This window comes from Wolbachia endosymbiont of Ostrinia scapulalis (genome assembly GCF_023559145.1).
Lineage (GTDB): Bacteria > Pseudomonadota > Alphaproteobacteria > Rickettsiales > Anaplasmataceae > Wolbachia.
This window is the reverse complement of the sequence record NZ_CP096926.1, coordinates 1,308,076-1,320,340: the sequence shown is the minus strand read 5'-3', so window position 1 is coordinate 1,320,340 and position 12,265 is coordinate 1,308,076. Positions and strand designations below refer to the sequence as shown.

The window sequence follows — 12,265 nt, the reverse complement described above, 5'->3', positions numbered from 1 at the left end:
TTGAATAAGAAAAGAACTTTAGTAGAAAAAATAGCATACAGAATTTTTCTCTTTCTCTTCAACAAAACTTCTGTGTTAAAAAAATGTGCGACTGAGGCATTGATGGGTGATCTGTCAGGTCTTGACATACTTAATAGTCTATTAAAATTCCGTGATTGTAGTATCATGGATATAATGACTCCATGTAAGGAGATATGTGCAGTAGACATTGAATCGAGTAAGGATGAGGTAATAAAGAAGGTGAAAAACACTTACCATGCTAAGATACCAACTTATAAGAATAACTTTGACAACGTAATAGGCTTTTTTTACGTAAAAGATATCATTTTCAATAAGAATAAAGATTTTAATCTGAGAAATATTATACAAAATGTAATATTTGTCCCAGCCTCAATGAAAGCAACAAATCTTTTTGTTAGAATGAAATCTTCCAAGTCATATTTAGCTATTGTACTGGATGAATATGGTGGAACTGATGGTTTAATTTCGATAAATGATCTTATAGAAGAATTGATACCAAATATTGATAACGAGAATGAGGTAAATTCAGAACACACCATTACTAAATTATCTCAAAATAAGTTTGAAATATCGGCAAGGGCCCTTATAAAGGATATAGAGGAAAATCTAAAAATAGAGTTGTGTGACTCTGAAGAGCATTATGCCACACTTAGTGGTTTGGTTCTTTCAATTGCTGGTAAGGTACCTTCTGTAGATGAAGTTATAAGATATAAAAATGGTATAAAATTTATCATCAAGGATGCAAATGAACGATACATTAACAAAATAATACTAGACTTAAGTGATTACAAAAATTAAATTCAATATTTTTTAGTGAAAGGTACTTTATCTTGGAAGTAGGGGACATAGTAGCCAGATATGCAATTTAAACAATTTCTTAATATACAAAAGTTTGTAGTTCTATACGTTACTGTTTGATAATTAAGGTGGGAATAGTTTTATTGGTACAAAGTTATAAAAATTAGTTGTTTAAATATTTTTAGCGATCTGTAACTTTCAAAAAGGGAGTGTTCTATAAACCATACGCGTCAAGTTAAGGGAAAATGAGCAAATTTAGTGCACTCAAAGTTGATATTCTTGTTTTTCTATATTTGTCTTTTAAGGAGAATTTTGACCAGGTTGAGACGAGTTTTTTGAGGAAAATTTGTACCTTACTGACTACACAATTTAATGTTAAGAATAGCTCTCTAACTCGCCTTTTAAGCTCAATAAATGCCTTTGTTAGACTAAGTTCTGTACCCTTTTTTAGTTCTGTACAACCAACTATTCCATGAAATATAAGAATTGCGCACAATTTAGCGTATAGTTCACATAATACTCTGTATGGTTTTCCTTTAAGTTCGTCAAGCCTGATGTGATTCTTATACAATTTAAATAATAATTCAATCTGCCATCTTACTCAGTAAATTATTAATACCTGCTCAGCACTAATTTTATTTTCTGGAACGTTAGTTATGAATATCGACCAATCCAGCAATTTTTGATTCTTTTGAGAAGATGTATATCCATGTGATTTTGCTAACCTATTAGCCCTTCTTCTTCTAATTATAGACTGTTCTTCAGTTAATTTTTGACATATAATTCTCACTTTAATTTTTGTTTCTTTTCCTAACAGCACCCATTTTCTAGAAACAATTTATCCTCTAAACATTCTAATAACTCTATTTTTTGATTTGTTTCTATACCATATATGTTGGTATCAGATTTATAACGACTTATAAAATAAGCTCCGGCTTCATTGATTTGTTTAAAAGAACTTGGCACAAAATAACCCAAATCAGATATTAGTAAATCATTGCTCGATATATTGCTTAAATGTCTTCTATACCCCTGATCTGACCTTATTCCCTCAGTTATATTAAGCTGCTCTAATGTCTGGGTTAGGTAGTCAAAAACTAATTGTAACTTTATTTCAGACTTAGTATTGCTTTCATAACCACTGTAGCTAGTACCATAACCTTCATATATATTTTCCATACCATTAGGTAGGCTGATATAGCTACTATCCAATAGCTTAACACTTCTAAATTGCTTCAAAATTCTGCAATCAACCTTTAAGCTATTTTTAAATAAAACTAAAGACTCATTATACATTCTTTTCATAAATTCTACTGCTTCCTTGGTAAATCTAAAGTCCAGACCTTGTTTTGTTATATTTATCGAGTCTTCATTCAATAATTGACAAATTGTCTCTATACTACAATTATCAACCCCTATATTACCCAAGACTATGGCTTTTACAAACGATGAGCCTTTTAGCTTCCTCTTTCTTTTTATGAATCCTGTTGTAGCTGAGATTTTATCTGCTTTTCCATTAAAAAATTCTTTGAGCTTTTTTGAGATGCAAACTATTCTTTTCATTGTATAAGTTCTCCATTTTGTTTGTTAAATTTAGGAGAACTTATATCTTCTTTTTCTTTTCTTTACACCAACTTTACCTCACTTCTTCTTAACTTGACGCGTATGGTTAAATAAACTGTGTCAAACCGCATTTTTAATTCAACTCAATTTTTAACCTACAAGAAAAAAAGATATCAAGTTGAGACATAGTCAAAGCCCAATCATGTATAGGCATAGCCCATTTTTCTCCTACCTTTTTTATAGCACAATATACCTGTTCATACAAGGCATTTGTGCTAGTAAATGAGCCCTTAGTTTTAGTAAATTTTCTGATCTGTCTATGTAACCCTTAAATAGGATTTGTGGTATAAATTAATTTTCTTACAGGGCCGGAATATTTAAAATAACTAGACAGATTTTCTCAATTATTCTCCCAAAACTAAAGTATATTTTTCTCCCCATTTTTCCTCTAGCTTAAGCAAATAATTTTCGGTAATTTCTCTACTTGCAGCACGGTATATTTTTTTCAAATCATTCATGAAAATTTTCACATCTTTGCTCGATGCATATTTTAGTGAATTTCTTATCTGATGTACAATACATAGTTGTATTTCTGCTTTAGGAAATACACTGTTTATTGTTTTAGGAAAGCTTTTTAGCCCATCTACACATACAATCAGGATATCTTCTTGTATCTTGTCAAAAGCATCTGATGTTTTAAGCTTAAGCATTAGGTGGAGAAGGGAAGAACTTTGAATATCTCCTTAGATATAAAATCTGTGTGGTAGACAAGAGTTCCCTTCTCAAAAGTATAGGCTGAACGGTATCGTAGAAAGACCTAAATGGTTATAATTCTGTATCCACAAGGTTAGCCTTACTTTTCATTTTAATAGTAACGTATGGAGTTATATATGATCAACAACTTTTTGGGTATAGACATATCAAAAGATCGCTTTGATGTTTCTCTTTCATTCATAAGCAACAAAGGAAAACGTGAAACCAGGAAAAGGAGTTTCAAGAATAATGATCATGGGTTTCAAGGTTTACTGAGCTTTCTACAAAAGCATAATGTAGAACAAGTAAAAGCCTGCATGGAAGCTACTGGTTGTTATAGTGAAGCCTTAGCTGAATTTCTACACAATACTGGACATTTTGTGAGTGTTGTTAATCCAGCTTGTATAAGATTTTATGCAAAAAGTAAGCTTATACGACAAAAGAATGATCAGACTGATGCAGAGATAATTGCCGATTATTGCCAAAGACAGGAACCTATTCGTTGGGCACCACCTTCTCCTGAGTTAAAGAAATTAAAGCATCTTTATCGTTGCTCGGCTGCGTTAAAAGATGAATTGACATTAGTAAATAACCACTTAGAAAAAAAAGAGAGACTGCCTAAAGAAGTTGCAAATGCTTGGGAAGACCTTGCAATGAACATAAAACAAAAAATAGAAAGAATAAAAAACTCCTTACGTGAACTATTAAATAAACACAAAGAATTGTTGGAAAATTTTCAACTTCTATTGACCATTCCAGGAATAGGAGAAGAATCAGCAGTAGCTATTTTGGCTGAAGTTCCTAACATAAAAGCTTTCAAGGATGCCAGGCAATTGGCAGCATATGCTGGAGCTATACCACGAAATATAACGTCAGGTACGTCTGTACATGCCAAGCCCAGATTAAGTAAATCCGGTTCACGAACATTATGTAAGGCAATGTACTTTCCTGCCATAGTAGCTAAGAATCATAATCCTACTATTATGACTTTTTGCAAAAGGTTAAAAGAGAAAGGCAAGCATAACATGGCCATTGTGGGAGCTGCAATGCGTAAGTTACTCCATATTGTTTTTGGTGTTTTAAGGTCAAAGAAGGCTTTTGATCCAGATCATATCAAAAACTACAGAGCTAGGAGTTTGGCTGAAAGTTTAGTGCTTTAAAATCAAAAAACGCTCCAATTATGTAAAATAGTATCTTACACAAATTTTGTAACTGGTTAGTGAATATGTTGATAAGTAAATTAATTTTATACGTACAAAAAAGCGGAAATTTACTTATCAACATATTCACTAACTATAATCTGTGTACCGTTACACAAAATGTGAATTGGAAGTATTTTTTAATTTTATGATACAGCTTGAACAATTTTTGTAATTTTTTTGTTGACTTGCAAGACGGTATCTACTCCTTTCTCTTTTAAGTCATTTAACATCCCTAGCCAAAAGTTAGCTCCCTCACTTTCTGCTATATAAAAGCCTAAAACTTCTTTCCTTTCATTCTGCTAATATATTCTACATATATTTACTTACGCAATGCCCGTCTTCTTTGACCTTAAAAAACCATAAACACTATTGGATACACTGATTGCAGTGGACGACTAAGCCACTCATTGATTACAGGCAATAATTTATCAGTAATACTTGACATCTCTGCTACAGATATTTTATATCTCTTCTACATGCGACGCTATATCTCTATATACCATGCCACTGGCATATGTACTTAAAACCTTTGCTTCAAGTTCGGTTGTTTGCCTTTTTCTGACTACTTGTGGCTCAAAGCTTCCTTCCCTATCTCTTGGTGTCAATAACTCAAATGAACCTACACTTGTCCGTAAAGTATTTGAATTTCTTCAATTTCTTCGGTTATTTTCTTCGCTTTTAAGCCGACAAGTGATTTTTTATTTCACCTTCCAGAATCGCTTCCAGTAGCCTTTTTACAAACGGTGTTAATGCACCATCTCTTTCCGTCAATAGTCTTCCTTCTCGTATAGACGATAAGATATTTGTTTCTAATTCTTTATAGTCTACCAAACCGGTAGTTCTGTTTGCTTGACTCATTGTCAAACCTCCATTTTTTGTTTCTATTTTATTGTTGCTTCTCGGTTTGATACAGTTTATTTAACACTTCCCTAAGTACGTAAAAAAAAACACTCCTATACTGAAAGTACAAGCATTTATTGAGATTATTAGGAATGTAAAACCTAGCAGAAATCTTGATAATTCAAACGCTGAACAACTTCAAGCTATTGATAGAAAAATCCCTTAATTGTACATAGGCCAAGTTGGCTTATGTGTTCTTATTCTCACTTTGTAAACATGCCAATAATTTTATCCACTATTCCACCCATATTTGCTCCAGCTTGAGTATGTGCTATTTTACCACCGTGTGAAATTAATTTAGGATCTGCACCAGGTGATATATTAACAAATTTACTACCAACAACCCCACTGCTAGCGATTAGAGCTGAGCTATCAATTGGCAACTTTATGTCTCTGCTTATGCACATATCGATTCGTGCTATGTAGGTAGCTTTGTCGAGCGATACACCAGTTATGCTTCCGATTTCTACACCAGAGATCTTGACACTATCACCAACCCCTACACCGTTAGCATCAGTAAAAAGGCCATGTATTTTATAGCAATCCTTATAGTTTCTCTTTATGTAAGATAGCTTATTAATAGCGAAGAAGACAAGAAAAATAGTGAAAATTAATACAAATGATCCAGCAATTATTTCAAGTATATTTGACCTTCGCATCTTTAATTATTAGGATTCCAGCTTTCATAGTAGTTTTTCACCTTTTGATTTGGGTAGTATGCATCTTTTGTACCCGTTAAATTAGGAGTTTTTCTTGTATTATTATTAATTGGTACTGCATTATCAGTATAATGCAGCCATATATGCCATGCTGGAGGAATTGTTGTAGGCTCAGAAACATTACCATATATTACCCATCTTTTCCCTTTACTTGACTCATAGTAAGAATTTCCGTTTTCATCCCTACCTATAAGTTTACCTTTTCTCCTTAATAAGTTTGTTACTGAATTATAAATTTTAGATAACATAAAGGTATTAAAACAAAAAGTATTATATATACTAATACTTTAACGATGTATTAACAACAGTTTAATGCAATTACCAATTCTACAAGTTATTATACCAATAATTGCATCAATGTTCTGCTTTCTTACCAGGAAACATAGGGTGTCCTGGTTTATCTCTTTTTTTACAACGGCAGCTACTTTCTTTATTTCATTAATGTTGCTAGTGAAAACATACAATGGTGAAATTATAACTTATTATCTTGGAGATTGGGCTCCTCCATACGGAATAGAGTTGAGAATCGACATATTGAACTCCTTGATTCTAACTTTGGTGAATTTTATAGCGCTTATTAGCGTGCTTTATAGCTTTTATATTAACGAAAAAGAAATTAGCAAAAACAAGATCACTGGTTTTTATTCTCTATTTCTACTGTGCTTAAGCGGACTACTCGGGATTCTAGTAACAAACGACATATTCAATCTTTATGTTTTTTTGGAAATTTCATCTCTTTCTTCTTATGTTTTAGTTTCAATGGGAAGGGATAAGAAAGCTTTAGTTGCAGCATTTGAATACCTCATTAGTGGTACTGTAGGAGCAACATTTTACTTGTTTGGCATCGGCCTTTTATACTCTATGACTGGAACGCTCAACATGTCTGACATGGCTGAAAGAATAGTACCATTATACGATAATAACATCATAAGACTTGGTACATTATTCATTTTTGTTGGTCTCTCAATCAAAATGGCACTGTTTCCACTCAGTAAATGGCTAGTTAATGCGTATAGTGAAGCACCAAGCTTCATTAGCGTATTCTTTTCAGGTACAGTAACCAAAGTGATGATATATGTTTTTATCAGAATCTTTTACAATGTTTTTCAGCAAAATTTTTTCTTACCACTGCATAATGTGATAATTATCCTCGCACTTTGCGCTATTGTATTTGGATCAATATCTGCAATAATCGAAAAAGATATAAAAAGACTGTTTGCTCACTCCAGTATCAGTCAGATTGGCTATATACTTTTAATGCTGGGTTTAAATTCAAAATCAGGTTTGTTTTCAGCAGTTCTTCACATAGTAAATCATAGCATGATAAAAACGTCTTTATTCATGGTTGCAGGGTGTATTTCTTATAAATTTGGTATGACAAAGATAGAAAATTTGTCAGGACTAAAAAAGTCAATGCTCTATACAACACTCGCATTTACTCTACTTAGTTTAGCATTAATCGGTGTACCCTTGACAAATGGCTTTGTAAGTAAGTGGTATATGATGCAAGCAATTCTTGAATCTCATGCATGGATTTCCCTTGCAGTTTTTGCTGCTGGCTCTTTTCTTGCACTAATATATATGTGGAGGGTGGTAGAGAAAATGTATTTTGAAAATAGCGCAGCATCAAACACTGAAATGACACTTAATGAGGTACCATTACTTATGCTCTTTTGTCTATTATTTATGGCAATTTTAACGATAATAACTGGGATATATAGTAGTCCAATTCGTTTGGTAATTAATAAATTTGCTTTTTGATTTTCTTATGTTTTATTGTATCTAAAAGTCTGTAAAGTTTTCGCTGTGGATAAGCTGAAGAAGATTCACTTATTATTAGTCATGAACGTAATAGCTCTGTTTTGCGTTGGCATTGTTGTTCAATATTCTTCTGCTGGAGGAAAGTGGGCTCCATTTGCAATTCACCAATTGGTCATATTCTCTTTCTTCCTTTTGCTTGCTATAGCTATATCATTTATAGAGCTAGATTTTTATTTGAAGCACGCTTATTTTTTTTACATAGCAGCAGTAATTGCGCTGTTAGCAGTAAATTTTTTTGGCTCGCATATAATGGGTGCAACGAGATGGATAAGAATTGGGTCAATTAGTTTACAACCATCAGAATTTGTAAAAGTGGGCTTAATACTTGCACTTGCTCGTTATTTTAATAAACAAAGTGTGTATAAAATGATGAAATTTCAAAGTTTATTTAAGCCACTTATAATTATTTTCTTACCTGTATTCCTTGTATTGAAGCAACCTAATTTAGGAACAGCTGTAATAATATTGTTTATAGGAGCATCAATTATATTCACAGCAATAATGGAAAGACCTCATTTAATAATTTTTGGAACGCTTGGCATTTTTGCAATACCAGCTATTTGGCCTTTTTTGCGCCCTTATCACAAGCAAAGGATATTATCATTTTTGGATTCATCAGTAGATCCACTTGGAATAGGTTATAATGCGCAGCAATCTCAAATAGCTATTGGTTCAGGAGGTTTGTTTGGTAAGGGGTTTGTTAATGGGAGTCAAACTCAACTTGGATTTTTGCCAGAGAAACGCACAGATTTTGCTTTTGCGGTACTTAGTGAGGAATGGGGGTTCTTAGGCAGCATGGCTTTGATTTTACTCTATACCACATTGCTTGCTATAATATTCTCCATTGCTTACAGGTCAAAAAATTACTTTTCTAAGTTAATATCTATCGGGGTTTTCGCCTTTTTTGGTGCTCATTTCTTTATAAACATTGGAATGACAACAGGCCTATTACCTATAATAGGTGACCCACTTCCATTTCTATCCTATGGTGGAAGCACAACTGCTGCGAGCTTAATATGTATAGGATTGCTACTTAGTTCCGTGACATCTACAAAGGACTTAAAGCTAAGTTTCCGATTTCACCCATAGAAAGAGCTTAGACAACCATCACTCTGCTAATGGTTAACGTCTTATTCTTCAATGAGAGTCCCATTTTACGGTGCTTAAATCTATTCCCTCTTGTACCATTTCCAAAAGTGGGCTCATCTCTCTTAGCCGTCCAACATTTTTAGTAACAAGATCTGCTGCGTATAGAACTTCATCTTTAGTTGTAAATCGGCCAAGGCCAAATCTAATTGATGAATGCTCAAGATCGTGGCCATTGTTTAGTGATCTTATGACATAAGAAGGTTCAAGAGATGCGGATGTGCATGCAGAACCAGAGCTTACTGCTAAATCCTTGATTGCCATGATAAGAGACTCACCCTCAACATAAGGAAAACTTAAGTTAAGGTTACCTGGAATCCTATTTTCGTAGTCACCATTTAAAACAACATCAGGAAATGCCTCTTTTATTTTGTTGTACAAAATATCTCTCAACTCTTCTAATTTGCTTGCTTCTATTTCCATTTCTTCTTTAGCGATACGTGCCGCTTCACCAAAACCAACTGCAAGGGGAGTAGGAACTGTTCCAGAGCGCATGCCTCTCTCCTGTCCACCACCACTAATTAGTGGCGTCAACCTAACACGAGGATTTTTTCTACGGACATATAATGCACCTATTCCCATAGGTCCATAAATTTTATGGCTAGAAAGGCTCATAAGATCAATGTTCATTTCATTTACGTCTATTGGAACTTTTCCAAAGCTTTGGGCAGCGTCTGTATGAAAAAATATATTATGCTTTCTACACATTGCACCAATTTCTTTGACAGGTTGCATTACTCCGATTTCATTATTTGCCATCATCACTGAAATCAGAATTGTTTTATCAGTGATTGCCTCCTCAAGTTTCAATAAATCTATAATTCCGTTTTGCTTAACGGACAAATATGTAACTTTAAAGCCTTCATTTTCCAGATGTCGACAAGAATCTAAAACGCACTTATGCTCTGTGCAGACAGTTATTATATGATTTCCCTTATTCTTATAAAAATGAGCAACACCTTTGATAGCCATGTTATTTGATTCGGTTGCACCCGAGGTAAAGACGATTTCTTTGCTGTCTGCATTCACTAAATCAGCAATGTACTTCCTTGCTTTTTCTACTGCTTCCTCAGCTGTCCAACCAAATGAATGGCTACGAGAGTGTGCATTACTAAACTCACCAAAATAAGGTATCATCACCTCCAAAACACGAGGATCTACTTTAGTAGTAGATTGATAATCGAGAAATATTGGTAATTTTATTTTAGTATCATGTATTTTCTTACTTTCAACATTCATAAAGCTACCAAAGAGACAAAATTTACAACTATTTAATAGCACTAAAGCTTAATTTTTTCAAGATATAATCTTGCCTAAACGAAAGTTGTCAGCGCTCTCTCCTACGTTATTCCAGTGTCCCTGTAATGTCATTTTCTATGATCAGTGTTTATGCAGCTAGGTCGAATACGCGCTAGGTAACCCTACTAACCCCAGTTATGGATTAGAAAACAGATAAAAGTAGAATTAATAAAGAGGGAAATAGGGTAAACTCAAGTATTTTAGCAATAATTTAAGAGGTTACCCATGAAGAAAGATATTACAGAACTTTACTGCTGCGTCGAGGATTTTTGTCGTGTAGTAGATGAAAATTTTGCAAATAAGTTCTTATCAAATGGCAAAAAACCAACCAGAGTACCAGAAATAGCGCACTCAGAAATGCTAACCATAATCCTGTTATACCACCAATCGCCATGTAAAAACTTCAAGGCTTTTTATCTTTGTTACCTTAAGTTACTCTATAGATCAGAATTTTCAAAGATGCCTTCATATCACAGATTTATTGCCTTAAAGCCGAGAGTTTTACGGTATTTAGCATTACTTCTTCAATGGTTCTGCGAACAAGCGAAAATGACAGGTACTTCCTACATTGACACTTCTACGATTGCCATTTGCCACAAGAAAAGGATCTCTAGGAACAAAGTTTTTGATGGTTTAGCAGAAATTGGTAAGAGCACGTATGGTTGGTTTTTTGGCTTTAAATTGCACTTGGTGATTAACGAAATTGGAGAAATTCAATCACTTACTCTAACCAAAGGTAACGTTGATGACAGAAAACCTGTGCCAACTATAACTAAAAGACTGACAGGACTTTTGTTCGGAGATAAAGGCTATATCAAGAAGGAGCTCTTTGAGGAACTCTTCGATAGAGGTTTAAAGCTTGTCACTAAAGTGAAAAAAGGCATGAAAAACGCACTAATCTCACTAAAAGAGAAGGCTTTATTGAGAAAAAGGTCGATTATTGAGACAGTCTTTGGTTGTTTAAAAAATAAATTTGAGCTTGAAAATACACGGCACAGATCGCCAATAAATTTTCTGGTACATATTTTTCTACATTAATTTCATATTCCATGCAGTCAAAAAAGCCTTCTATTTCTAAGCCTTACTGTGTTGGTTAATCCATAACTGGGGTTAGTAGTGCTAGCAGCTTCTTGACGCCCATCCATTAAGACTGCTACTCCATCAACTTTAGTACTGGGCTTTAACATCATATATGTAGCACCACCAACTGCTAGTCCTGTTGCTATAACTGCAACCACTGCTATTGGTGTAGAGGGTTTTGACTCACTGTAACTATTCCAGTTGCAGAAAGTGCTTTCGCTATTAAAACACCTGATAATGCAGTTGTACTACCGGCAAAAAAACCTTTCGCAATTGCTGATGTAAGTTGTTTTTCCTCTTTAGCTAAATTCCTAGAAGCAGTTCTAGCATGATTTTTCACATTAACATAGGAGCCTTCACGTTTTTTTGGCGGAGTAAATACATAATCTCTTCGAATAGCCAAAGATAAAGGTGTCACTCCATAGTCATCTTTTATATTAATATTCGCACCGTTTCTTACGAGAGATTCTACCACGTCTGCATGGCCATTCATAAGAGCTAAATGTAAATGTGTCCATCCCTCCTTATCTTCTTGTTCATTAATCCTGATTTCATCTTTTTCCAACAGAGCATCTACTACCTCTTTATAACCATTTTCAGCAGCTAAATGTAAAGGTGTCTTTTTATTTTTATCTTTTATATTAACATCTATCCCTTTTGTTACTATTAAAGCCTTTGTCAAGCTCGTATAGCCTAACTTAGCAGTTAAATGTAATAATGTGAATTCATTATCTCCAACTTCAAATTTATAATTTACATAAAAATTACTCTCTTCCCACTGTTTAAATACCTCTTCATTGCTTGCCTTTAGCTCTTCTTTTACTTTTTCAATTACGTTCCTTTTATCTAATTTATTATCACTATTAACCGTACTTAATATTTCCCGCCACTGCTGATAATTTATTGTCATAATTTTTACCCTAATCTTAAATAATTTATTTTAATTTTTAAATAATTAAAATA

General features: G+C 33.6%; 9 protein-coding genes and 4 pseudogenes. 5 read left to right on the top strand and 8 right to left on the bottom strand.

What is annotated here, in order from left to right:
• Complete coding sequence (locus M1L26_RS06415) at positions 1 to 819, top strand: transporter associated domain-containing protein (RefSeq protein WP_250120176.1); 819 nt, start codon at positions 1 to 3, stop codon at positions 817 to 819.
• 235 nt (positions 820 to 1,054) lie between these two features.
• Here M1L26_RS06415 and M1L26_RS06410 read toward each other — a convergent pair.
• Positions 1,055 to 2,382 (bottom strand): annotated as a pseudogene (locus M1L26_RS06410) (IS4 family transposase).
• A 133-nt stretch (positions 2,383 to 2,515) separates the two neighbouring features.
• A pseudogene (locus M1L26_RS06405) lies at positions 2,516 to 3,053 on the bottom strand (IS256 family transposase); the annotation flags it as partial.
• Between the two features lie 219 nt (positions 3,054 to 3,272).
• Between M1L26_RS06405 and M1L26_RS06400 the strand changes: the two are divergent.
• Positions 3,273 to 4,295: an IS110 family RNA-guided transposase gene (locus tag M1L26_RS06400; protein WP_070357039.1), complete on the top strand. Its 1,023-nt coding sequence runs from the start codon at positions 3,273 to 3,275 to the stop codon at positions 4,293 to 4,295.
• A 230-nt stretch (positions 4,296 to 4,525) separates the two neighbouring features.
• Here M1L26_RS06400 and M1L26_RS06395 read toward each other — a convergent pair.
• From M1L26_RS06395 to M1L26_RS06385, 3 genes and pseudogenes are all read right to left on the bottom strand, one after another.
• Positions 4,526 to 5,195, bottom strand: a pseudogene (locus tag M1L26_RS06395) (transposase); the annotation flags it as partial.
• Between the two features lie 245 nt (positions 5,196 to 5,440).
• Positions 5,441 to 5,896 (bottom strand): outer membrane lipid asymmetry maintenance protein MlaD, encoded by a 456-nt coding sequence (mlaD, locus tag M1L26_RS06390; protein ID WP_211907576.1) that lies wholly within the window; start codon positions 5,894 to 5,896, stop codon positions 5,441 to 5,443.
• 2 nt (positions 5,897 to 5,898) lie between these two features.
• Positions 5,899 to 6,204, bottom strand: coding sequence for an NADH-ubiquinone oxidoreductase subunit NDUFA12 family protein (locus tag M1L26_RS06385; RefSeq protein WP_211907577.1), 306 nt, complete (start codon positions 6,202 to 6,204; stop codon positions 5,899 to 5,901).
• A 64-nt stretch (positions 6,205 to 6,268) separates the two neighbouring features.
• Between M1L26_RS06385 and M1L26_RS06380 the strand changes: the two genes are divergently transcribed.
• Complete coding sequence (locus M1L26_RS06380; protein WP_211907578.1) at positions 6,269 to 7,717, top strand: proton-conducting transporter transmembrane domain-containing protein; 1,449 nt, start codon at positions 6,269 to 6,271, stop codon at positions 7,715 to 7,717.
• Between the two features lie 45 nt (positions 7,718 to 7,762).
• Positions 7,763 to 8,866 carry a rod shape-determining protein RodA gene (rodA, locus tag M1L26_RS06375; protein ID WP_250126904.1) on the top strand — a complete coding sequence of 368 codons (1,104 nt, stop codon included), beginning with the start codon at positions 7,763 to 7,765 and terminating at the stop codon, positions 8,864 to 8,866.
• A gap of 48 nt (positions 8,867 to 8,914) precedes the next feature.
• On the opposite strand, the gene M1L26_RS06370 is transcribed toward rodA, so the two are convergent.
• Complete coding sequence (locus tag M1L26_RS06370) at positions 8,915 to 10,162, bottom strand: IscS subfamily cysteine desulfurase (RefSeq protein ID WP_211907580.1); 1,248 nt, start codon at positions 10,160 to 10,162, stop codon at positions 8,915 to 8,917.
• Positions 10,163 to 10,447: 285 nt separating this feature from the next.
• Between M1L26_RS06370 and M1L26_RS06365 the strand changes: the two are divergent.
• Positions 10,448 to 11,319 (top strand): annotated as a pseudogene (locus M1L26_RS06365) (IS982 family transposase).
• On the opposite strand, the gene M1L26_RS06360 reads toward M1L26_RS06365, so the two are convergent.
• On the bottom strand, positions 11,278 to 11,460 hold the full coding sequence (locus M1L26_RS06360) for a hypothetical protein (RefSeq protein WP_250120174.1): 183 nt from the start codon (positions 11,458 to 11,460) through the stop codon (positions 11,278 to 11,280). The pseudogene M1L26_RS06365 and the gene M1L26_RS06360 overlap by 42 nt on opposite strands.
• A 2-nt stretch (positions 11,461 to 11,462) precedes the next feature.
• The gene (locus tag M1L26_RS06355; RefSeq protein ID WP_250120173.1) at positions 11,463 to 12,212 is read right to left on the bottom strand and encodes an ankyrin repeat domain-containing protein; all 750 of its coding nucleotides are present in this window, start codon (positions 12,210 to 12,212) and stop codon (positions 11,463 to 11,465) included.
• Positions 12,213 to 12,265: the final 53 nt, after the last annotated feature.